Annotated in this window: 30 protein-coding genes; all 30 read left to right on the top strand. The window is 35.4% G+C overall.

The window, feature by feature from the left end:
• Positions 1-53 precede the first annotated feature (53 nt).
• The 30 genes from EG346_RS09950 to EG346_RS09810 all read left to right on the top strand — a co-directional run bounded on the left by EG346_RS09950 (position 54) and on the right by EG346_RS09810 (position 23,804).
• Positions 54-236, top strand: a complete 183-nt coding sequence (locus tag EG346_RS09950; RefSeq protein ID WP_123878358.1) for a SymE family type I addiction module toxin — start codon at positions 54-56, stop codon at positions 234-236.
• A 379-nt stretch (positions 237-615) separates the two neighbouring features.
• The gene (locus tag EG346_RS25340; protein ID WP_262511525.1) at positions 616-747 is read left to right on the top strand and encodes a hypothetical protein; all 132 of its coding nucleotides are present in this window, start codon (positions 616-618) and stop codon (positions 745-747) included.
• A gap of 235 nt (positions 748-982) precedes the next feature.
• A complete protein-coding gene (locus EG346_RS09945; protein WP_123878356.1) occupies positions 983-1,828 on the top strand; it encodes a hypothetical protein in 846 nt (281 codons plus the stop codon).
• 58 nt (positions 1,829-1,886) lie between these two features.
• Positions 1,887-2,159 carry a hypothetical protein gene (locus tag EG346_RS09940; protein ID WP_123878354.1) on the top strand — a complete coding sequence of 91 codons (273 nt, stop codon included), beginning with the start codon at positions 1,887-1,889 and terminating at the stop codon, positions 2,157-2,159.
• Between the two features lie 160 nt (positions 2,160-2,319).
• Positions 2,320-3,276, top strand: a complete 957-nt coding sequence (locus EG346_RS09935; RefSeq protein WP_123878352.1) for a Kelch repeat-containing protein — start codon at positions 2,320-2,322, stop codon at positions 3,274-3,276.
• A 10-nt stretch (positions 3,277-3,286) separates the two neighbouring features.
• Positions 3,287-3,754 (top strand): SMI1/KNR4 family protein, encoded by a 468-nt coding sequence (locus EG346_RS09930; RefSeq protein ID WP_123878350.1) that lies wholly within the window; start codon positions 3,287-3,289, stop codon positions 3,752-3,754.
• Positions 3,755-3,884: 130 nt separating this feature from the next.
• A complete protein-coding gene (locus EG346_RS09925; RefSeq protein WP_123878348.1) occupies positions 3,885-4,736 on the top strand; it encodes a metallophosphoesterase family protein in 852 nt (283 codons plus the stop codon).
• Position 4,737: 1 nt separating this feature from the next.
• Positions 4,738-5,289, top strand: coding sequence for an HD domain-containing protein (locus EG346_RS09920; RefSeq protein ID WP_123878346.1), 552 nt, complete (start codon positions 4,738-4,740; stop codon positions 5,287-5,289).
• Between the two features lie 143 nt (positions 5,290-5,432).
• The gene (locus tag EG346_RS09915; RefSeq protein WP_123878344.1) at positions 5,433-6,134 is read left to right on the top strand and encodes a hypothetical protein; all 702 of its coding nucleotides are present in this window, start codon (positions 5,433-5,435) and stop codon (positions 6,132-6,134) included.
• A 56-nt stretch (positions 6,135-6,190) separates the two neighbouring features.
• Entirely contained in the window at positions 6,191-6,853 is a 663-nt protein-coding gene (locus EG346_RS09910) for an immunity protein Imm33 domain-containing protein (RefSeq protein WP_123878342.1), read from the top strand.
• Positions 6,854-6,940: 87 nt separating this feature from the next.
• A complete protein-coding gene (locus tag EG346_RS09905) occupies positions 6,941-7,981 on the top strand; it encodes an RNA ligase family protein (protein ID WP_228425774.1) in 1,041 nt (346 codons plus the stop codon).
• 29 nt (positions 7,982-8,010) lie between these two features.
• Complete coding sequence (locus EG346_RS09900; protein WP_228429382.1) at positions 8,011-9,228, top strand: hypothetical protein; 1,218 nt, start codon at positions 8,011-8,013, stop codon at positions 9,226-9,228.
• A gap of 83 nt (positions 9,229-9,311) precedes the next feature.
• Positions 9,312-9,812: a DUF2004 domain-containing protein gene (locus EG346_RS09895; protein WP_123878338.1), complete on the top strand. Its 501-nt coding sequence runs from the start codon at positions 9,312-9,314 to the stop codon at positions 9,810-9,812.
• 242 nt (positions 9,813-10,054) lie between these two features.
• Positions 10,055-10,927: an aldo/keto reductase gene (locus tag EG346_RS09890; RefSeq protein ID WP_123878336.1), complete on the top strand. Its 873-nt coding sequence runs from the start codon at positions 10,055-10,057 to the stop codon at positions 10,925-10,927.
• Between the two features lie 79 nt (positions 10,928-11,006).
• Positions 11,007-11,651, top strand: coding sequence for a hypothetical protein (locus EG346_RS09885; RefSeq protein WP_123878334.1), 645 nt, complete (start codon positions 11,007-11,009; stop codon positions 11,649-11,651).
• 133 nt (positions 11,652-11,784) lie between these two features.
• The gene (locus EG346_RS09880) at positions 11,785-12,273 is read left to right on the top strand and encodes a hypothetical protein (protein ID WP_123878332.1); all 489 of its coding nucleotides are present in this window, start codon (positions 11,785-11,787) and stop codon (positions 12,271-12,273) included.
• Between the two features lie 146 nt (positions 12,274-12,419).
• Positions 12,420-13,376: a DUF2157 domain-containing protein gene (locus EG346_RS09875; protein ID WP_123878330.1), complete on the top strand. Its 957-nt coding sequence runs from the start codon at positions 12,420-12,422 to the stop codon at positions 13,374-13,376.
• A complete protein-coding gene (locus EG346_RS09870; RefSeq protein ID WP_123878328.1) occupies positions 13,366-14,436 on the top strand; it encodes a DUF4401 domain-containing protein in 1,071 nt (356 codons plus the stop codon). Before EG346_RS09875 ends, EG346_RS09870 begins: the two co-directional genes overlap by 11 nt.
• On the top strand, positions 14,423-14,911 hold the full coding sequence (locus tag EG346_RS09865; protein WP_123878326.1) for a GDYXXLXY domain-containing protein: 489 nt from the start codon (positions 14,423-14,425) through the stop codon (positions 14,909-14,911). The genes EG346_RS09870 and EG346_RS09865 overlap by 14 nt, the downstream gene beginning before the upstream one ends.
• Positions 14,912-14,954: 43 nt before the next feature.
• The gene (locus EG346_RS09860) at positions 14,955-15,614 is read left to right on the top strand and encodes a DUF2461 domain-containing protein (protein WP_123878324.1); all 660 of its coding nucleotides are present in this window, start codon (positions 14,955-14,957) and stop codon (positions 15,612-15,614) included.
• A 51-nt stretch (positions 15,615-15,665) separates the two neighbouring features.
• The gene (locus EG346_RS09855; protein ID WP_123878322.1) at positions 15,666-16,049 is read left to right on the top strand and encodes a VOC family protein; all 384 of its coding nucleotides are present in this window, start codon (positions 15,666-15,668) and stop codon (positions 16,047-16,049) included.
• 472 nt (positions 16,050-16,521) lie between these two features.
• Positions 16,522-17,292, top strand: coding sequence for a hypothetical protein (locus tag EG346_RS09850; RefSeq protein WP_123878320.1), 771 nt, complete (start codon positions 16,522-16,524; stop codon positions 17,290-17,292).
• Between the two features lie 119 nt (positions 17,293-17,411).
• Positions 17,412-18,668, top strand: coding sequence for a serine hydrolase domain-containing protein (locus EG346_RS09845; RefSeq protein ID WP_123878318.1), 1,257 nt, complete (start codon positions 17,412-17,414; stop codon positions 18,666-18,668).
• Positions 18,669-18,916: 248 nt separating this feature from the next.
• Positions 18,917-19,528 (top strand): TetR/AcrR family transcriptional regulator, encoded by a 612-nt coding sequence (locus EG346_RS09840; RefSeq protein ID WP_123878316.1) that lies wholly within the window; start codon positions 18,917-18,919, stop codon positions 19,526-19,528.
• 38 nt (positions 19,529-19,566) lie between these two features.
• Positions 19,567-20,412 (top strand): sialate O-acetylesterase, encoded by an 846-nt coding sequence (locus EG346_RS09835; protein WP_123878314.1) that lies wholly within the window; start codon positions 19,567-19,569, stop codon positions 20,410-20,412.
• 86 nt (positions 20,413-20,498) lie between these two features.
• Entirely contained in the window at positions 20,499-20,912 is a 414-nt protein-coding gene (arr, locus tag EG346_RS09830; protein ID WP_123878312.1) for an NAD(+)--rifampin ADP-ribosyltransferase, read from the top strand.
• Between the two features lie 18 nt (positions 20,913-20,930).
• Positions 20,931-21,425: a tetratricopeptide repeat protein gene (locus tag EG346_RS09825; protein WP_123878310.1), complete on the top strand. Its 495-nt coding sequence runs from the start codon at positions 20,931-20,933 to the stop codon at positions 21,423-21,425.
• A gap of 33 nt (positions 21,426-21,458) precedes the next feature.
• Positions 21,459-21,983 carry a GNAT family N-acetyltransferase gene (locus EG346_RS09820; RefSeq protein ID WP_123878308.1) on the top strand — a complete coding sequence of 175 codons (525 nt, stop codon included), beginning with the start codon at positions 21,459-21,461 and terminating at the stop codon, positions 21,981-21,983.
• 125 nt (positions 21,984-22,108) lie between these two features.
• Positions 22,109-22,855 carry a hypothetical protein gene (locus EG346_RS09815; RefSeq protein ID WP_123878305.1) on the top strand — a complete coding sequence of 249 codons (747 nt, stop codon included), beginning with the start codon at positions 22,109-22,111 and terminating at the stop codon, positions 22,853-22,855.
• Between the two features lie 190 nt (positions 22,856-23,045).
• Positions 23,046-23,804 carry a hypothetical protein gene (locus EG346_RS09810; RefSeq protein WP_123878303.1) on the top strand — a complete coding sequence of 253 codons (759 nt, stop codon included), beginning with the start codon at positions 23,046-23,048 and terminating at the stop codon, positions 23,802-23,804.
• The last annotated feature ends 17 nt before the right edge of the window (positions 23,805-23,821 follow it).

Here is a 23,821-nt window from a genome sequence, read left to right as displayed (position 1 = left end):
AAAGATTGACAATTAAAAATTTTACAATACATTTGTCGTATAATTATATGACAATGATTAATTCAAGAAGACTTAAAATTCATACAAGATATCAGACAGGCACGTACAAAATGAAAACTGTTCCGGAGATCCGTCTCAAGGGAAAATGGCTTTATAAGCTGGGGTTTAAAGAAGGCCAAATGGTGAACATACAACTAAAGAAAAACAAACTGACAATCACGCTTGATAAATCGTGAAATAAGAATTGTATCATCAACTTTAACTTATAGATCATATTGAGTTACAACCCCTATTGTTTGCCCCCGCCGGAGTCCTCCGTTGGTTTCCCGCAACCTGCGGAAGACTTCCGGACACCTCATTTGATGACAATCACTATTGGTGGGAACCAACGGAGCCTTTCGATGGTCTCCTATAACTTGCAGGAGACTTCCGTACAACGTATTTGATAACAAACATCAGTGTTTGAGACTTCCGCCGCTTGTGACTGATCATAAACAGCCTTGGAAAGCGTGATGTAATTTCCAGTAGAACTCTGCAGGATTAATACAATTTATCTATATTTATAGGGTCGCAATACGTACATTCGGGTGTTGTGCATCATTATAAAAAAACATCATGGAATTTGAAATTAAATATGAAGATTATTTTGAAAATGAAATAGATTTTAATGTCATCAATAGTTCTGAAAAATATCTGAAAGTTTATTATAAAAATGGCTCTATAAAAAAGACCCTGCAAAGAATATAAAGATCATGCACAATTCTGTTAGAAACCTTACTTTCTGATGCCAATGGAAGTCCGCTCACAAAACTAGATCTCATTAAAGGAAAAGAACAGCGGGCAAAGGAAAGTTTTAAGAAAAATAATAATTTTATTGAAAAAGAATTGTCTAAATAATAGAATTACCCTACGCTGACACGGGAATTTATACTAACAATGTAATGCTTAAATTTGTAAGCTAAACCAAATAATTCAACTAGCGATGAAAAGACCATTACTCATATTGATATTCTCGATTTTTCTAACGGGTTCAAACCTATACGCACAGCTCGACAAAAATGGAAACCCAATATTTAACAGTGAAAAAATAGAAAATTTCAGTTTTGAAAATGTTGAAATAATTTCAAATTATTACACCATTAAAGATAATATTGATAATAAGCAGTCATCAGTTTTCATCAGTGAAAACCCAACGTTAGATAATTATTGGAATTTCTCTTGTAACCTACCCTCTTACTATTTTATGGTAGTTGATAAGGGAAATGTTAAAGGAATGCTGATGCTGATTCCTAAAAAAGAAGATGATTCGTTTTTTTATAATGTAGTCATTCCCAACAAAAATGAAAGTTTTCAAATTCCTTCAAAACTAAAGGGCAGAATAACAGAAAACAGGGCAAAAGAATTAGCAGACTTCAATAAAACTAAAGCAATCATCAATAATGGTATTTTAAAATTTAATAATAAAGATTTTCAGGTTTTAAAATACAATGATGTAATAGAGGAAGTGAAAAATATTGTGAAGGAAAAATTCATTGACAATCAAGATGATGAAAATTCTAGTATTGAAAACTATATTAAATCGGAATCTAAGGGAGGAAAGTTAGACTTCAAAAATACGGTGGAAAAATATGAAGGTGCTTTTATAAACTTTGACGGAATCATGTATAACAAAAAAGACTTTGCCATATTGATGTGGGGAGCTGCTGTTAAAAAAACAGGGATAACAGAACTCAACAAAGCACAGTTACTCTGGCAGGAGATTAATGAAAGGAGCCTAACAGAACCGGAATTAAAAGCGCTACGAATAGGTTTTGAGACGAAATTTTAAAGAGCACTTCGTGCAAATATCCTATTCGGTGAGCAACAAAATTTAAATTGCAAATAAAATGATGCAGTTAGAAGAATTAGACAAAATCAAAATACTTGAATTTCTAAAATTACAAATGTCAAAAAAGAAATTTGTGGTAACTCCTGTTTCAATTTTAAAAAAATTTGGTTTTCCTGTTTCTGAGCATCACTTCCTCCTTGAAAATAAGGCACTGATTTTAAAACTAAAATATATTCTGGAAGAACTTAATGAAGACGGTATTCTCATCCAAAGGGAATCAAAACAGGATTTTAAAGGATTAAAAGAAATTGGATATGACTTTATTACTTAATAACAATCAATGGTGCTTTTCAGGTTCTCGGAATTGAAAAAGTACCAAAGAAATTTCTTAAACTTTCCCCAATCCATGAAGTTCAATTTTCTATTGATACTCTGTACTAAAAAATATCGAATTCTTAATAGAATTAAAACCAAACATTAAATCTTAACAATTGAAAATAAAATTATTACTCCTTTCATTTCTGAGCTCATTATCAGTTCATACACAGACACTTCAATTTAAAAATCTCGCCAATATGTCTGCAGGCAGAGGTGCCATAACCAGTGTAATCGTGGATGATAATATCTATGTGAGCAATGGGTATCATGAAAAAGCAAGTGATGCAAAGTATGTTGAGAAATATAGTATTACCGATAACCGTTGGAGTATTCTCAATTCTACCCTGCTTCCCAAAAGATTTGCTAATTCGGAGACATACAATAATAAAATTTATATTTTTAACGGTTGGGGAAACAGCCATCTTGAAATTGTAGACCTTGCAACCAATACAGTAACGCAGGGGGCGGTTAATCATTCCTACACAGGAAACTCAGGCTCAGCAATCCATAACGGCAGAATATATGTATTTGGTGGCAGCGGCCTCAATGGAGCTGCAACCACTGTATTTTCCAATAAATTCCAGTATTATGATATTGCTTCCAATACCTGGAATCCATTACCCAATATGCCCACAGCCAGAGAAGCCAAAGGCAAAATTATTAATGATAAGCTTTATGTCATTGGTGGGTTTAACGGAACTCCCTCCCGCCTGATCAATGTTTACGACCTCAAGACTAATGTTTGGATTGATAAGTACACCATGCCTGTCGGCATATCCGGACACTCATTAGCGGTATCAGGTCATAAGATCTTTATTGCAGGTGGTTTTAATAACCAATCTTTCCTGGCCTATTTTGATACTGTAACCAATAAGCTCCATCAGTTATCATCCAATATGATTCCCAGAAGACATGCTGCAGCGGAAGTATACAACAATAAACTATACATCATTGGTGGAAGTACAACGGCTCTCACCAGCTCAGCGATTAAAAGCATACAGGTGGCAGATATTAATGAAAGTGTACTTTCTGCCAATGCAGACAAACCCGTCCAGGAGAAGAAAAATTAACTCTAAAATTTTGAAGGTTGAAGAATATCCAAAAACCGGGAAAGTAATTCATATCTCCTGCGACAGAATGAGCCCAATATCTCCTGATAATATGATAAAATTATGGACTGAGCAACATATCAAACTCAGCCCACCAGCAACCATAGATTTAATTAAAGCAACAGAAAAAATTATTGAGTTTCAGTTTCCAAACGATTTTAAAGCGTTTTACTTAACACTGGACGGCTTCGCAGATTGGGACTGGACAAAAAAAATGTTTTCTATCTGGCCATTGACGAGAATTGTGGAAGAATATCATAATGAGAGTAACAAGAGCTTCATTGTGTTTGCGGATTATTTAATCAATTCACATCACATTGGATTTGTGAAAGGACAAAAAGGGGTGTTTAAAAATTCTGGTGTAATCCCTGAGTTGATAGCAGAAACTTTTCTTGAAGCCCTATTTCTGATCAATTCGGATGCAGACATTTTGTATTGAGATCATCCGGCTTGCTCCGCAAAAAATCTCAATTTTGAGCAATATAATAAAAACAGTATTTTTAAAACATCCTTTGAAGTACGGAAACTTCCGGATCGTCTTGGCGGTTTAAGAAACAAGAATATACAACATGAGAGTAGCCATTTTTTCTGATATACATGGTAAAATACTATTGCCTTTCAAATTGGTTGATCTATACCAAAAAGAAACGGGTAATACCGTTGATTTTATTTTGCAATGTGGAGATATGGGAGCCTATCCTCACATCGACAATCTGGACAAAGCCACTGTAAAACACGCCCAATATGACAGGGATGAATTGGGATTTCATGACGACTTCACCAAAGTAAATCCAAATATCAAATCGTTTTTAGATGAACTCAATATCAAGATGATTTGTGTTCGTGGAAACCATGAAGACCACGATTTTTTAGACAATCTGGAAAATGATAATTCTCAAACCAGCCTGTTTCCTATTGATATTTACGGAAAAGTTTTTGTCTGTAAATCGGGCTTCATACAGGAATTAAAAACGAAAAACGAAGTTTTAACCTTTGTTGGTATTGGAAGAATTGGGGATAGGAAAGGAAGAACAGAAAAGCGATTTATTCAGGAGTATGAACGAAAGGAAATCAGGAAACTGCTTAAAACAAAAGATGTATTTGATCTCTTAATCACTCATGACAAGGATGACAGTAGCCAAAGAGGCTATGGAATGTCTGAAATCAGAGAGGTTCTGGACAATATCATTTTTCATTATCATTTTTATGGACATACGGGAGAACCTTTTAAACAGGAAACAGATTTTAATGGGATAACACAGTCCATAAAAATAAAAGAACTGGAATTTAATGAAAATGGAATCTTAGAAAAGGGCTGTATGATTATACTGACAAAAGAAAACGAAGAATTAAGCATTGAAATAGTTGACCAAAAACTGACCAATACAATGACAAAATATAATTGGAAAACTTATAACTAAAATGAACGACATTTTTACGATTGACGATTTGCAAAAAATATGGCAAAAAATAAGTATCCTGCATAGCGGACAAACCTATGGAGGACAAAAGCAAGGCGAAAAAATTGAATACATCAACCACATTGGGAGCGTTGTATTTGAAATCATGAATGCGGCTAAAAATACATCTGACTTCAATGCAGGGCTTGCCATCAAATGCGCACTTTTACATGATACAATAGAAGATACAGACTTTAGTACAGAAGATCTGGAAAAAGAATATGGACAACAGGTTCAGGCAGGTGTTTTGGCATTGACAAAAAACACGACTCTTGAAAAGAAGCTGCAGATGAAAGATAGCCTGGAACGGATAAAAGCACAGCCAAAAGAAGTCTGGGCCGTAAAAATGGCCGATAGAATCTGTAATTTATATGCACCACCCTATTATTGGAACCAATCGAAGAAAGAAAAATATCTTGAAGAGGCCAAAATTATTTATGAGCATTTGAAAGATGGCAACGATTATTTAGCAAAAAGACTATTAGAAAAAATTGAGATTTATCCTGATAAATAATGAGCAAACAACGCATCGGATCCATCGTGGTTTTGGATAAGCTAAACGTCTTTTCCTTATCTTGATTTTATGGTTTCAGAATGTACTTTCTCCAATTGCCGCTACGCCTTATTAAACATTGACGCACCTATAAAACAAAACCTATGACACCAATAGAAAACGGTCTTTTTGAAAACAATGAAGAAATAACAAACTGGACCTATCCGGGAGCCACATTATACTATAAAGACTGCGATTTAAAACCTTCTGTCGCTGAAAAATTCACGAAAGACCAACTCATCAGAAATGGATTTTTTCTTGACGTAAGTGCCAGAGGCGGTGGAATAAAATTTAATACCCGATTTTTAATTGCCTCTGCAAAAGCAGCAAAACTCTATGAAGTAAATCCGGACAATGAAAGGTTTGGTCATTGCTGTTTAAATCTTGACAGCTATTTCAAAGTTCTTGACATCTATAAACTCGGAGATAAAACTCAGATTTTCCTGTTGCACATCCCTGCAAAAAGCTTAAAATATTTTGAGCGCGTCACCTCAAACTGGGATGAAGACTTTATCAAAAAAGCAAGAAAAAGTTTTGATGATAAAATACACATGGAGCCTATAAGTGATTTGCTGGAACCATTTTGGTTAAAAAGAACAAACTTCCCGGTTGGAATGGATGCCTCTGAAAGATTTTATCCTCTGACTTCAGTATCCACCATTACAAAAAATGAACAGCCTTTGTATAATGGAATTAAAAATCTGACAAAAGATACCGGTGACATCAATATTCCGACACCATTTTTCAGCGAACAACATAGTAAATCCAAAGAAGGAGGTTTCTGGAAAAAATTATTTGGTAAATAAATAACTTTTCCTAAAAACATCTCCCCCATTAAAAAACATAATAACCAACAATATCTATGGGATTTTTCAGCAGAAATAAAACACTTAAGATTAGAAATATAGAATTTCAATCTGATCATCACTATCATTACTCCAAAGGATTAAAATCCTCTATTCACAAAGAAATAAAAATTGCAAAAAACAATCTGTCATTAGAGGACTTACAACCAATTCTGCTATATCTTGTGGAATTTATTCAGGACGAAAAACCAGACATTAAAAACGGAGAAAAAATAACATGCTTCTCCTGGAGTATTTTATTCCATGAAGTTTCAGACTTTTTTGAAATTCTGGAAGTAATCCCGGAACAGCAAGGCTTTGGCGAAGGTCTAAACCGTACACTTCATATATTGAAACAGCAAATTTCCGTTTGCAACCAATTAAAAGTAGAACCGGATTTTCCTCACTTCGACCAAATGGTTACCGTAGATCCGCTGATAAAAACAGGATTACAGGCCAATTTATTTCGTTGGAACGGAGATGATCCAGATTCCGGATGGGTTGCCATGACAGAAAAATTTAATGAAGAAACAATGTCTTTCGAAGGAATGACAGTAGGACAACTAATGACGCTGAGACCGGAAACCGTACAATTTATGGCTCTCCCAATTGGATTTAAAGTAATTTGGCAGGGAAATAATGCAAACATAGGATTTGATAAAAATATGATAGAAAATTAAATGGCCCATCACATAATACCACGGTGATGATGCAGAGAATAGTATACAGAAGCCGCGAAACCATGAGCACCAATAAAAAATGAAAAAATGAGTGAATTTTCAGGGTATGAAAAGATGCCCAACACCTTAAAAAAACTAGGCCTGAGCGAGAATGATTTTTCCCAAATGGAAAAATTGAAATGGGTGGTTACAGAAAAAGTCCATGGCGCTAACTTTAGTTTCATCTATGAAAAGGGGAACTTGAAATTTGCCAAAAGGAAAGAATATCTAAAATGGACAGACGATTTTTTCGGTTTCCAAATAATTGTCAACAAACTTGAAGACGACCTTCTGCGCCTTTTTGAAACTCTAAGCAATGAAATACTTGGGAAGAAATATATTGTTTATGGCGAATTGTTCGGAGGTAAATACCCCCATCCGGAAGTGGAGCCTGTAAAGGACCTGCATGCCATTCAAACCGGAGTATATTATACCCCTGCCATCGAATTTTGCGCTTTCGATATTGCTGTTGAGACCGATGGTTCAGACTCTAAATACTATCTGGATTATGAGACCTCACTGGCTTATTTTAAGCAGTTTGAAATATTTCATGCGCAACCCTTACTGATTGGAAAATTTAATGAGGCCATGAATTTCAATATTAGAATTAATTCAGCTATTCCTAAAGAATTTAAACTTCCGGAGCTCAAAGACAATTTAATTGAAGGGGTGGTGATAAAGCCTTTCAATCTGATCGATAAGAACAGTCTTTTTTCCAGACCCATTATTAAATTAAAAAACCCTGAATTTGACGAAGAAGAAAAATTTCATGAAGCTGAAAAATGGTCTTTCATTCCCAACATTTCTTCTAAAACAGAAGATTTATCCTTTATCGTAGATGAATTGAGAAACTATATTACTCAAAACAGATTAAAAAGTGCAATTTCCAAAATAGGAAAGCCGGATAGAAGCAACCCACTTCGAATAGCCGAAATTAAAACAGAATTTTCAGAAGATGTCATAACAGATTTCAATGAAAACAACAATAATCTTTTAAACGATCTATCTCCTGACGAAAAAGAATGGATTATGAAAAGAGTTGATTCTGAAATAAATAGAATAATGATTTTAAATTTTGAAGAGTCGTAATCAGCAAAAATCCGACCTGCTCCTGCCTTGTGAAACCTTCCGGTTTTGCGGCATTAAGAATCACATTCATTGGTACGAATTTAAATTTTACTATTTTATTTAAATTTACAAACAAAAAAATTCGCACAAATAACCTGACCTCAACACTAGCAATGGAAAACAGTTTAAAAAATTTCGAAAAGACGATTAAAAAAAAACACAGCATCAGTTTTACTCCAAAATATAAAGAAGAATTCAAAACATATGTCAATGAAACACTTTTCATCGCTATTGCTGAGAAAACCTTTGAAAGATTGGATTGGGACTTTATTTATAAAGATAGTCATCATATAGAAGCAAAGCGTAAAGAAGAAACCTTGGTAAATGAACGCTGGACTGAAATCATTACAGCCACATATAAAAATGGGATTATTTTAGTCCAAAGTGAATCCTTAGGTAACGAAATATGGGATGTGGGAAAAAATTCTAAAAGAGTAAAGCTATTCATTTATGCCTATCAGGAAATATTAAAAACTTTTGATGAACAGGCTCTTAAGGAGCTTGAAAATGAAACTGAAAAGAAAAACAATTGGGATGACTACATCATTCCTGAAACTTTACCAAAACCTGTAAAAACAAAAAGTCCCAATATTACAATACCCATTATTGGTAGTTTATGCCTTTCTTTAATTCTCGGTTTTATCTTAGCATTCCTTTCTGTAAAAGGATTGTATTTGATAGTGCTGTATGAGTTTTTGGTGGCAACTGCAATTGCTTTTGTCATGAAATACTTAATTAAGATTTCAAACTATACGGATTTTAGTAAATTACAATATGTTTTGGGAGCTATGATTATATTGATTTATATATTAAACCAATATTTTCAATACGAACTTATTTTGAATGAAAACAATCTGGACAGAATTGGATTTTTGAATTTTTTATACATAAGATTTACGCAAGGTTTTACAATAAACAAAATTAATTTTGGCTGGATTGGCTGGATAATAAGCTGGATTATACAACTTGGACTAACGGGTATTTTTCTTTATTTAAAAATAATTGCTGTCTTAACCAAATATATCATCGGAAGAGTTCCGATTGAAGTTGTAGACTTTGCCTATTATCATTTAGTAAAAGAAAAATCAGAAGAACAGATTAGAAGTGAACTTGCTAAAAAAGGCTGGCCCGACAAAAAAAATCAAGATGAAGTTCTGGAAGCTATTGGAGGGTGGCAAAATGCGACAGAACTCAATAGAGTCAAATAGAAAGCGAAAGTTCCGCACAAGCGAAAGTGTAATTTTAAATCCTAACAACCAATTAATCAACAATCTACCAAACAATCAATTATATGAAAGAATACACACTCCCCCACTTCGGGCAATTGTCAACAGAAAATCTGGAAGAATACTACACAACCAATATGGACTTCAATGGCAATGAAGTTCAGGTAGATCTTAATTTTGAAAACAAAAATATAGATCCGTCACAATTGGAAAAAGTCAAAAACTATCTTGAAAACATCGGAAAATTTGACAAGCTGAATAAAACATACCTACACGATGACTACAACGATGAAGAGGGAGAAACCGTAAAATTTTATGTAGAACATCACCTGGAAGAAGTTGAAAAAGAGGAACTTTCAACACTGATCAACTTTGATGACTCTGCCACTGAACCGGAGCAGCAACTTTTAAAAAAACTTGAATTGGTGAGGGTAGGACTTTATCCGGACAGTGAAGATCAATTTGCTATTTTAGACTATTCAATCGGACGGGACATCACTGATTATCTGGTGGTCATCAATACAGACGAAAACGGACAATTGGATTATATGGCAATGGAAAATTAAAATCCCTTTGATAGCGCGAGCCTTCATTGATTTTAAACACAATTTACTATATTAGCCGTTCTGTTTTCCAGAACGGTTTCTTTATTTTTACACCGTTATCATTTTAGACTTAACTCCAGTTAAAGTATAAAAATCAGGACTTATTTTTAAATTGAGATCAAAAGTTTAAATAACTCTGGCAAAAAAAACTTCTCCTATATTGAAGAACTAAAAAAGACGTTAAGATAAACAACACAAAAAACATGGATAAAAAATCATTTTCAAAGATTATTGCCGGCACCATGACCTGGGGCGTTTGGGGTAAAAACTGCAGCACGCAACAGATGATCGAACTGATGAACTGCTGCCTGGAAAATAACATCACTACTTTTGATCACGCAGATATTTACGGAGATTATACAACGGAAGCTGAGTTTGGAAAAGCTTTTAACGAAAGCAAAATAGACCGAAGTACAATACAGCTGATCTCCAAATGCGGTATTCAGATGGAATCCGATAAAAGAAATAATTTCGTAAAACATTACGATTATGCTACCTCATACATCATTGGGTCTGTAGAACAGTCATTGAGAAACCTGCAAACGGATTATTTAGACTTACTTTTACTGCATCGTCCCAGCCCCTTAATGAGAGCTGATGACATTGCAGAAGCCATCGCAAAACTCAAACAGGACGGAAAAATTCTGGACTTTGGGGTATCCAATTTTACCCCCTTACAAACGGATCTGATTGAGACCAAAATCAAAATCAATTATAACCAGATCAGTTTTTCTATTACCGATTTTGAAGCGATGACAAACGGAAGTTTAGATCATATGCAGACTCGAAATATTACGCCGATGTGCTGGTCACCCCTGGGAACTGTTTTCAGACAGGACGACGATCAGACCCGACGATTAAAAAAGATACTGGCCAATTTCTCCGACAAATATGAAGTTCCCGCAGATATTATCCTTCTCGCATGGATATTAAAACATCCTGCCGGGATTCTGCCGGTTTGCGGTACCGCAGATCCGTCAAGACTGGCCAATCTGATGAAAGCCACGACCGTTAATATGGAATTGCAGGATTGGTTTGCGCTTTGGTCGGAAAGTACGGGAGTTCCGGTTCCGTAATTGTCTGAGATATTCAGCTTGGAATCTGCGCCATCCTTAGAAGATACAATGAACGGTTTTACTATTTTAAAAAGATCCTATGACACCGCCAGATCATTCAAAGATAATAAACAAAACGGCCAAAAAAGTTTTTGGTCCTTACGGCATCAAACAAAAAGGAAAATCAAGAATCTGGCTCGATGATCATGGCTGGTATACCACTATCATCGAGTTTCAGCCATTTAGCGGCAGACAGGGAACGACGCTCAACGTCGGGGTCAATTTCAACTGGCAAGAACAGGCATATTTTTCATTTGACATCTGCTACAGACAGGATGTTGATTTTGTAGAATATACCGAAAATGAAGATCACTTTTCAAAAGAGGTTGAACAACTTTGTGAAATAGCCCTTAACAAAGCCCTTGAATACATAGAAAATCTTCAAAATACCCATAAAGCCAAAGCGTTCATTTTGAATCACCTCTACACCAGCGAGAACATTTGGGGAAGTTATCATAAAGGCACAATATGTGGACTAACCAATGATCTCATTGAACAAAATCATTACTATCAGAAATTATTACAGGAAAATCATCCGGGAGAATGGCTCAATGAGTTAAAAGAACAGGTGCAACTTCTCATGACCAATTCAGACCATAAGTTTAAAGAAAAGATCGTTGCAATCATTAAAAAAACAAGGGTTTTGAAAAAACTTCCTGAGATTGAAATAGAATTTATAGAGTGATGAATAAAAATAGTTCATCAACTACTGTTGAAGCACTTATGCCCGTAATATTTTTATAAAACCAGTAAAAATTAAAATGATAAAATATTTTTATTTTACCGTTCTTATCATATTGATGATCAGTTGTTCAACAATGGATTATAAACCCCTTTCTAAAGAAGAAATAGCTCAATCCAATCTCAAATTTGATGGATTTTATTTTTGCTATCAAAGAAAACCAGAGAAAGATTCCAGCAATACATCCAAAAGACATCATTCGGAATTTGATCCCGCCCATTTGTCAATTTATCTGTTTAGTAAAGAAGGAAAGGCTGTTTACCGGGGAATTATGGCAGAAATGTGGCAAATACCGGGATCAAGCAATGATGACAGGTGGATTTTTGATGTATTATTAGGTCGTCTGGGTTGGACAAAATCACATCTCTCTCAAGAATATAAAAAAACAGATTCTTATTCACTTAAGGGCAACAATTTCATATTAACATCCTACAATAGAAAAAAAATATTTAGGTATACACGGGAGTGTAAAATCCTGGCTAACTCTGACATTGTAATCGATCAAGATACTTTTAAGTTCAAAAAATATTACGCCAATTATAATACTTTTTTAGAGAACAAATAATTAAAGTTGCAAACAAATTATATTTTATTTGAGGTTTCCTGTTCAGAAAAAAACCACTGTTTCACTTCCTCATATTTTTTGTAGCTTCGTTTCTTGAAGCCTGATGAAGCATCGTATTTCATTACACCAATCTAAAAACACCATCCATGAAAAACCTCCAGCGCGAAGACCTCCATATCATCAGCCGCCACAGCAATGTGACGGAACAAACCATAGAAAGGGCCCTGAAAGAAAACATTTACCACGATAAAGCGATGTGGCAGAAATTCCTGCGCCTGTTCTTCATCACCCTCGGAATCGGTTTTACCACGGCGGGCATTATTTTCTTTTTTGCCTATAATTGGGCAGATCTGAATAAATTTGCCAAACTGGGACTGACCGAAATCCTCGTTATTGCAGCCACTCTCATTGTTTTTCTTCCTAAAATAAATAACACCACCAGAAATATTGTCCTTACGGGATCGTCATTTCTTGTTGGAGTTCTGTTTGCCGTTTTCGGGCAGATTTATCAGACGGGCGCTAATTCCTATGACTTCTTTTTGGCCTGGACTCTTTTCATCACCCTTTGGGTGGTAGTTTCGAACTTTGCTCCGTTGTGGCTGCTGTATATTGTCTTACTCAACACCACATTTTTTCTATACACGGAACAGGTTGCCAAAGACTGGCCGGCATTATTGGTCATTGCATTGCTTTTTCTGTTCAACACGGTCCTGTTTCTTATCTTGCTCTTTTTGGATAAGGATAAAAAAATTGAAACTGTCCCCAAGTGGTTGACCTATATTTTAGCTTTGGGTTCCATAACCTTCGCGACTGCAGGAATGATTTATGGGATTCTTGACGGTTACCATCCTGTTTTTCCGGTTTTAGCTCCCATCGTTTTACTGGTTTTTGGACTGGGAATCTGGCACGGTATCCAAACGAAAAACGGGTTTTATCTTTCGGTGATTCCATTGAGCATCATTATCATTATTTCAGCTCTGCTCCTTAAAATATCGGAAGGTGGAAGCATGTTTTTACTAGTCAGTCTTTTTATCATTGTAAGTGTTACGCTGGTCATTATGAACCTGATCAACCTTCAAAAAAAATGGAACCATGAGAAATAGAGAAGAAATCAAAGAACTCCTGGATTATTTCCGGACCCAGGAAAATAAAGAACTGAAATTTGATGAAGAAGCCATCTTTACCGCTTATGAAAAAAGAGATGACCATCAATCTTTAGCAGTAAAAATATTGTCTGTCTTTGGGGGCATTTTAGCAAGTCTAGCTTTTTTGGGATTCCTGTTCATTACCGGAATATATGATTCTACGTCAGGGTTACTGATCTCCGGAATCCTGTTGATGACAGGAGGAATGTTCATTAATAGAATGTACAGAACCATCATCTTTGATACGGTAAGTGTTTCATCATACCTCATTGGATTGGTCCTTTTCGCACTCGGTTTATTTAAGATGGAAATGACTGAAAATACGGTCAGTCTTATTTGTATTCTGATTGCAGCGGGATCGCTGGTGGTTGTCCGGAGTTATATCATTGCCTTTATTTCTGTATTAATCATCACTGGAGGCTCTATAACACTGATAGTATCCAACCACAATTATGATTTGATACACCTGTATATTTCTCTCCTGGCGATCATGATTACGGCCGTGTTCCTGAAAGAAGCCAAAATAATTTCTCTGCATCCCGCCCTTTCAAAATTATACGATCCCGTTCGCATCGGGCTTATTTTTTCATTCCTTGCAGGATTGGTTTTTCTCGGAAATGATTTTATTGAAGTATCCCGGGATTACATTTGGGTATCCTCTGTGGTTATTATACTTAACATTATGTTTGTTCTTTCCCGTCTTTTTGAAGTTTTGAGCATTTCCCAAACCACCCAAAAGACAGGAATTTATATTGTAACAATGGCTCTTCTCTTACCTACACTTTTGTCTCCCGCGATATCCGGAGCTATTTTAATTATTCTTGTAAGCTTTTTAGTGAATTATAAAACCAGTCTGGCTATTGGCATGATGGCATTTATTTATTTTGTGTCACGATATTATTACGACCTGCATTTTACCCTGCTGACCAAATCCATTCTCTTATTTTCTTCTGGTATTTTATTCCTGGGGCTTTATTTATTAACCCGTAAAAAACTGACATCGAATGAAAAAATATAAATGGATGATTATCGCAGCCAACCTTGTTATTTTGCTGGTATACTTCAATTATACCGTTGTCAAAAAGGAAGCCCTTTTAAAAGAGGGGCAACTGGTTCTTTTGCAGCTGGCCCCAGTTGATCCCCGTTCTTTGATGCAGGGCGACTACATGAACTTGCGGTATAGCCTATCAGAAAATATAAATACAAAATACCTTCCTAAAAGAGGCTATTGCGTAGTCCGTATCGACAGCAAAGGTATCGCAGAAAGAGTGAGATTTCAAGAGAAAACAACCCCCTTGAATAAAGATGAATACCTGATTAAATATACGGCTCCCAATGAATGGAATATCAATATCGGAGCAGAATCTTTCTTCTTTCAGGAAGGACAGGCTCAGAAATATGAAAAGGCAAAATACGGCGGCGTAAAAATCGATAAAAACGGAAACAGTCTGTTGGTAGGCCTTTATAATGAGCAGCTCAACAATATACAATAAGAACCTCATTGTCAGCGTATGCAGACTTTAACTACTCTACAACATGAAAAAAGCACTTGAATTCCTTAAACAACTGGAAAAAAATAACAATCGGGAATGGTTTGCCCGGCATAAACCGGAATATGACTTAATTGTCAAAGAAAACAAAGTTTTTTTTGATCAGATCTATACCGAACTTCAGGAATATGACAATTTAAAAGGAATCCATATCTATCGGATTTACAGAGACGTGCGGTTTTCGAAAGATCAGACACCTTATAAAAATAATTTCGGGGTTGGCTATTCCCGTTCAAAACCGATGTTAAGAGGAGGATATTATATACAGATAGAGCCTAATAACAGTTTTGTGGGAGGTGGATTCTGGGGTCCTGATACCAAAGATTTGCTTCGCATCCGTAAAGAATTTGAACTTAGCACAACAGCCATAGAAAAGATTACTTCTGACAAAACTTTCTTACAATACTTTGGAAACATTGAAGGTGATGCTGTAAAAACGGCGCCAAGAGGTTTTGATAAAAATCATCCGGCCATTGATCTCATCCGAAAAAAACAATATGTCGTTATGAGGAAATTTACCGATAAGGAAGTTTTATCATCCAATTTTCAGAAAGAAGCCATACTCACCTTGTTAGCCATGCGTCCATTTTTTGATTATATGAGTGAGGTGCTGACGACGGATCTTAATGGAGAACCTTTATTTTAAAAATACTACTGGAACAACTTTTCTTATCTTTACTTTTATTAAAACCCATCCATGAAGGCAACTCTTGACACCATCATTTTGTACGTTAAAAACGTTGAATTGCTTAAAAATTTCTATGTCGAAAACTTTCGTTTAGAAGTAATGGAAGAAGATCCGGTCTGGGCTCTTCTGAATGCAGGAGCACTACAGATTGGATTGCATACAATAGGCGATCCTTATCTTGAAAATATAAAAAACGGACATCAGTTTGATAACAATACCAAACTCGTTTTTGAAATTGATACAGATATAGAATCGGCAAGGAAGGAATTTGTATCCAGAAACATTCAGATGCGAGACATTAAAACATTTGATAATTATGATTTTTGGCTGTGTGACGGAACAGATCCTGAAGGCAATGTATTTCAGTTAAAAAGTAAAAAAGCAATCCGTTAATGATCAGTCACCAAAGATTAGGAGAAAGAAACTTCAATCATTCAAAAATACCTTAGCATTCCTTTAATCTTTGGTAACCCAAAATTCACTGAGAAAACAATGAAAAATATTTTCAGAGAACCAGCAGAACCTTTCACATTTTTTAGTTATTCTGATTTTCTCATTTTAATCATTATTAATCTTATTCTCTATCTCTTGCTAAAAAAACAATTGTTAAAACTGACCAGAATAAACAAAATTATGATCGGAATCTTTTTTCTCATCATCGTGCCATTACTGTCTACTCAAATTGAATTATATAATGTTCACTATAAATTTGAAATTGTCGATAGCTTTAATCTGTTGTATGTGATTTTCAAATTTCCGTTTTGGTGGTTGATTGGCATAATAAATATATATCTGATTAAAATCATAGTAAAGAAATACATCTAAGCTGGTAAGCATTTTCATTCTATTAAAACAATACTCTGCCATGAAACTTAAAATAGTTATCCTCCTTTTTACTTTTTCACTTATAAAAATTTTTGCTACCGGCCAGGAACCTGACAAAATAATCATCAACAACAAAGAGTATGATCTCATGAATAATCCTTTGGAGGGATATTTGGAGAAGCATCCTGATGATCATCCGGTCTATGGATCTCAACTCACCGAATTTCATCAATATAAGAACGGAGAAAGAATGCTTTCATTTTCCTCATCAAATGACCGCGAGTATATAGCAACGTTTAAAATTGAAAATAATATTTTAAGTTTAATTGATATTAAAATTCAGGATCTGAATTCAGACAGTGAAGATTATATTTCCGTTTTCCAAAAACTTTTCGGAAATCGAAAAATAGTTCTTAATTATTCGGGAATACTCGTGATACCAACCGGAAAACTTATTAAAGCTGCCAGCTTCGGATACTCGTCATTACATGAGCAATACAAATTAATGACCATCGACAATGATACGGTGGTCAGGGAAAAAGATCTGGACAAAGATGAGTTTATAAAATTCAAGTTTCGCCAGTTTGCCCAATACAAAAAAACGGAAGAGTATAAAACCGGGTTAAAAAAATATAGGGAAGAATGGGAATATCGCAAAAAATCGGAACTGTCTAAAGAAAATACGAAAGGCATGTCAAAAAAAGAAATCACCGCATTAAAAAAGGAATATGACCAACCTCCTACGGAAGATGATATCAATGGTTACTTTTTCGCGACCGGAAATCCGGATTTCGTCATTGTAGATTATTAATTTCAAAATAGACAAACCGTTCAGAAATCTGGAACGGTTTTTTATTCTCATACAGTGAAGATAAAATTTTAAAATGTAATAATTACGGTCTTGAAGTTGTTTTTAAATAAAAACCTATCATGAAAAGTCTATCTTATACCCTTCTCTTTATTACGATCGCCATTTGCTGTCAGGCGCAGAGAAAACAGTCAAAGGAATTTATCAAAATCCAAAATGAATTAACCCATAAACTAACGGCAATCAGCAGGAATGCAAGCTTTAATGGATTTGGAGTGGCGTTGGTGAATGATCGGGATATTCTGTACCAAAACGGATTCGGCATTGCGAATACAAAGACGCTTCAAAAATATGATGAAAATACAGTTCAAAATATAGCTTCCATTTCAAAAACATTGATCGGTCTTGCGATTCTTAAAGCTCAGGAACTGGGAAAGCTCAAACTGGATGATCCTGTCAACCAATATCTACCATTCAAAGTCACGAATCCTTATCATCCTGAAGTCGCTGTAACGATCCGGCAGCTCACCACACACACCTCCTCCATCAATGACAACAACGGCTATTTATTGAATACTGTCGTGTTAAAAGATACGGTAAACCTTTCATCCAATGTAAATATTGATATCTCCCCCACCCAATTCAATCCTCCTTCCTCTAAAATTTCCATTGAAGATTTTTTAACCCAAGTTCTCAGCGAAAGCGGAAAATGGTATTCCAAAGATGTATTTACAGAAAACAAGCCTGGCGAAATCTTTAATTATTCCAATATTGGAGCAACGCTGGCAGCATTGGTTCTGGAAAAGGCAACAGGAATTCCTTATGATGTATTCACTACAAAATATATTCTTAAGCCATTAAAAATGAATCATTCCGGCTGGAACTTTAATGCGATTGATTTTTCAAAATATACCCATACATTCATCAACAAGCAAACGCCCTATCCTTACTATTCCCTTAATACCTATCCTGACGGAGGGCTGCTTACAACTTCAAGTGATATGAGCAAATACCTTCTGGAATTGATGAAAGGTTACTTCGGCAAAGGAACGATTCTTTCCAAAGAAAGCTACAAAGAATATTTTACGCCTCAGCTCAACGCCGGGAATTTTCAGGACAGGAGCAACAGCGAATACAGTGATGAATACAATATGGGCATCACTATGGGCTTTGGCTCTACCGGAAATTTCGGTCATACCGGCGGCGATCCTGGAATGAATTCTGTCATCTGGTTTTTTAAGGATAAAAAGATCGGCAGGTACCTTATAGTAAATACCGACTGGGACAACAAAATTTCGGGAAAAGACCAAAAGGCTATTTATGATCTGCTGGATGAATATTGTATCAAACTGAATGCATTGAGCGGGTCTGAAAAATAACAAGAAATTACTGCTGAAAATAAGAATACAGACAGCTTCTAACCCTCAACAATGGTAATAATCTCCTGTTCCTGCTCGAAATCCTGATTTCGTCATTGTTGATTATTAGTATATTTCTCTAAAAGTACATCTCTCATTTCTATTTTTTTTTAACATTACTTTTCTTCGTATGGATTAAAATATATAGATTTGCATTTATAATTAAATGAATATTCATTTAATTATATTAATCTGATAATAAGATAAATATGAGAAACAGAGATCTCAACAAAGAAAACAGTATTAAACAGAAAGCTATTGAAATTATTGTTAAAGAAGGACTGGACGGCTTTACGATGAGTAAACTGGCGAAGGCATGCCATATCTCTGTAGGAACTCCTTACGTATATTATAAGGACAAAGATGATCTTATTATTAAACTGGTTATTGAGGAAGGCAATACAATGGAAATCGAAATCAATAAAGGATTCGATCCCGATTCTTCTCTTGAAGAAGGCCTGCGGGTGCAATGGACCAACAGATATAATTATGCCCTCAAAAATCCTCTCCTGCTTCCATTCTTTGAACAGATCAACAATTCTCATTACAGTCATCAATTTAATGAAATGTTTAACGAGAAGCCGGGAATGTTTATGAGTGAGTTCAAAAACAATCTTTTAAACTTCATTTCCAATACAGTGCAGAGAAGAGAAATGGCTGAAATTCCCTTTGAAATTTACTGGTCCATCGCTTTCTCTCCCTTGTATACCTTATTGCGCTTTCATCAGCAGGGAAAAAGCATCAGCGGATTACCTTTTACTTTAACAGACGAAATGGTATGGATTACCTTCGAAAAGGTTTACAGATCACTAAAAGAATAAGGAACAGAACAGAACAGAACAATACATAAACAGATACAATGACACATTCATTTCTAATGATTGGCCAGTCCAATATGGCAGGTCGTGGTTTTTTAAAGGAAGTCCCTCCTATTGATGACGAAAAGATCAAAATGTTGAGAAACGGAAGATGGCAAATGATGGCAGAGCCTGTTAATCCTGATCGTTCCACTTCCGGAGTCGGTCTGGCAGCTACTTTTGCTTCTTCATGGCGTTTATTTCATAATCAACAGGATAATATTGCATTAATTCCATGTGCTGACGGTGGTACCAGTCTGGATGACTGGTCGGTAGAAGCTCCATTGTTTCAAAATGCAGTTTTTAAGGCAAAAGCGGCACAAAAAATAAGCACCTTGCAGGGAATTCTGTGGCATCAGGGAGAAAATGACAGCAATAGGCAAAAATACAGGCTCTATGGAGAAAAATTAGCCCTCATTATGAAAACCCTGAGAGAAGAACTTAATGTTTCAGACATTCCGCTCATCATTGGAGGACTGGGTGATTTTTTACAAGACGGTAGGTATGGTCAATATTTTAATGAATACAACGAAGTCAATAAAGCACTCATCCAATTTGCAAAAGATCATGAGCACTGTTACTTTGTATCTGCTGAAGGTTTGACAGCCAATCCTGACAATATTCATTTTAATGCCATTTCCCAGAGGAAATTTGGGATCAGATATTTTAAAGCATTCCAGCAAAAAACACATATACTGGGATCATTACCGGACGAGGATCAGATTATAGAAGCTATTCATAACAGACCGCTGACTAAAAACGAAAAAATTGAACGGCTTCAATATCAATTTGCTATGGGGACTGTCACTTCTGATGAATTTCAGGAGCAATTGGTTCAACTTCAATGATCATTAGAATTTTGCCCATCGTCTGAATAACAAAATCAAATGATTATTTTATTTATTTTTATACATCATATCACAAAAATACCTCTATGAACACAACATCCACAGAAGCTCCCATCTACTACCACGGTACCAAAGCAGATCTTAAAACCGGAGACCTCATCGAAATTGGTTTCAGCTCCAACTATGGCACCAAGAAAAAAGCAAAATACATCTATCTTTCTGCGACTTTGGAAGCGGCAACATGGGGCGTCGAACTGGCTTTCGGAGAGGGGAAAGAACGAATTTATACGGTAGAACCTACAGGCCCGATTGAAGATGATCCCAATCTAACAGACAAAAAATTTCCGGGCAATCCTACAAAATCTTACCGTTCACAGCATCCTTTTAAAGTAACAGGAGAAGTTACAGAATGGCAGGGGCATTCGCCGGAGCAGCTGAAAACGATGAGAGATCACCTTGAAAAGCTGAAACAGCAAGGCATTGAAGCTATTGAGGACTGAAAAAAAATATATAACAAAATGATAGATTTTGAACTTTGGGAGGCAGAATTAAAAACAATATGGGATCAACTTGGACTTATTTCCAATGCTGATTTCATCGAAAAAATAAAAGTACATACAGAAACCTTATGTGCTCACCAACCCCATGCTATTGCAAATTTTGAAAGAGCATGCGCCTATGATTCTACGGGTTTTGAGAAAGATGCGGAGCCTCTTTACAGATCAGCTTTACACTTAGGTCTTACGGGATTACGCAGAAGAAGAGCAAGAATTCAACTGGCCAGTACCCTTAGAAATAATGGGAAAACAGACGAAAGTATTGAGATCCTGAGAGAAGAAAAGGAAAACTATTCTGATGAACTGGATGATGCGGTGAATGCTTTTCTGGCGTTGTCACTTTCCTCCATCAATAATGATAAGGAAGCGTTATCATTAGTTCTTGAATCACTATCTAAACATTTACCCAGATATAATAAGTCTGTATATCATTATTCAAAGGAACTTCTTAAATAAAAAAAACTTTATTCACGCTATAAAAAAAGAATCTTGAAAGCACCCAAACTAACTATAGAAAGACTTACTACAGAAAGATTAATTCTTATTCCGTTTACCACAAAAATCTGCAGGGATATTCTGAAAGATGATTTCAGTGATCTTGCAGCGATGGGACTAAAAAAAGGAAAAGGCTGGCCCTACTCCGATGTAATAGAAACACTTCCCAGAATTATTGATAATCTCTCAAAAGTTGAAGAACCTACCGGGTTTGAATCCTGGATGATTATAAAAAATGATACTTTCGAAATCATTGGGGATGCAGGATTTAAGGGATATAATGGTGAAGAAAAAAATATAGACATCGGATACGGAATTTCTAAAGAGGAAAGGCGAAAAGGTTATGCGGAAGAAGCGGTAACAGCATTAATCCAATGGGCTTTCTCAACGGGCATTGTATCTGAAATTACAGCAAGATGTCTCCCGGACAATGTCAACTCCATTAATTTTCTGCAAAAATTAAGCTTTGCAAAAATAAAGCAGGATACTGAAATGATGTATTGGTCGTTAAGAAAGTAATTTACCTTAAAAAAACAATTCAGATTACGCAAATGGCATTTTTTTTATCCCCTTTGTATAAGTTTTAAAAAAAATTGACGTTCTAGATTCAAAACTTTTATCCAAAAACATAATCGCATTAATTCATGAAAATATTGTATGCTCTACTTATCTGTGTTTCTTTTGTATGCAGAGGACAGTCTGAAATACAGCTTCCACAAATAATTTCTGACAAAAATATCATCTCTCAAAAGTTTGAGAAAACAAGTGATATTAATTTGTTCTATCATACAAAAGTGCAATATCTCGGAAATCCTCAACCGTCTATAAAATTAAGCTATACAGATTATAATTGGTCGAATCCTATCCTTATGAATAATTATAAACGCCCTACGGATAACTTGAATAGACAGTATAAAAATGATTATAAAAATATAAGAATCTTTGTTGATACAAATCAAACAACATTATTGACTCAAACTTTGGCTGACCTAAGTAAAATAACGGAAGAGGAAATTGAAGCTGAAATGGACAGAATCAATGACGGAGAAAAAGCTACAAAAGAAATTCCTAATATAATAACTTATTATGACGGATTTCCAGTTACTATTTATAATGCAGAAGATAAAGATATCATTGTTGGATTTGGAAATCATATTCCATTGGAACTCGAAGCTCTGGACAAAGAAAACAACTGGAAACAGATTTACGGCTACAGAAAATATTTATGCGGAACTGGAATTAAATACATCATGCTAAAACCCAAACAAATTGCCATAGTGTTCGAACCCAAACTGAACGGAAATTTTAAAACAAAGTTAAGATACCGATTAAAAAATATAGTTTCAAATGAATTTGAAGGAAATATTGATGAAGTTTATTTCAAAAACTGATATGAAAAATCTAAGCTTTTTTTAATGACTCTCCAAGGAAATCAATAAAAAAAACAGCAAAAGTTGAAAAAGAATGTGCTTTTAATACATTTATTTTGTACAAATTAATACCTCATCACTAATCCCTATTCTATTTCTTTTTGTAATTTAACACAGCAGAAAATAATTCCGCCACACCAAACAATATGTTATGAAAAAAGACAGCTCTGTACTTGTGAAGCTTTCTATCTTTCTCTGCTGCCTCTATTTCCTGTTCAATTCCTGTTCAGAACCTATTCCGGCATCCAAGGTCACAGATATTTCCGATATCAAAGCGGTGGTTGATATCTATCAAACCTTAACGGATGAAAATGACAACAGTATTTCCGTAAGTTTATACGACCGAAAAGGCAAAATGTTTGGCAACGATTCGGTAAATGTCACCGTGAACGGCAAAAAAATAGAGTACAAAATTATACAGGGGTTATATTATACCAAAACGTATCTATACCACACAGAGAAAATAGCACCCGAAAATAATCAATATGAGTTTCAGATTCAATTGGCCAACGGTAAAAAGTTTTTTCTGGGCAGCGTTCCCTCTCTGAAACTAAGCAGTTCAAGAAACATTATCTATGACGAAGAAGCATCATTAAACAATGATTTTTCCATCCAATGGTCCGGCCTTCATGATGTCAACGTACTCTATCTGTCTAAAACCGTTAAGGTAAACACCAGAGAGAAAAGCAATGTGGAGACCTTTATGGAACAGCCCGGAGATACCATAAAAATCGGTCCTGCCGGAACGTACACCTTAAAAAAAGAAAAGTTTTCCAAACCTGGCGAAACCTTAGACATCCTGGGGTTTGAATTCACAGCAGAGAAAACCGGAACTATGAATCCACAGCTGCTGAATGGAAGCAGTATTACGATCAATGGCAACCATGACGAACAGGCTAACTTCAAATAATACATTAAATTTAATTT

The organism is Chryseobacterium carnipullorum (genome assembly GCF_003815695.1).
Taxonomy (GTDB): domain Bacteria; phylum Bacteroidota; class Bacteroidia; order Flavobacteriales; family Weeksellaceae; genus Chryseobacterium; species Chryseobacterium carnipullorum.
The sequence above is the reverse complement of the archived record's forward strand: the minus strand, read 5'-3'. Positions and strand labels throughout refer to the sequence as shown.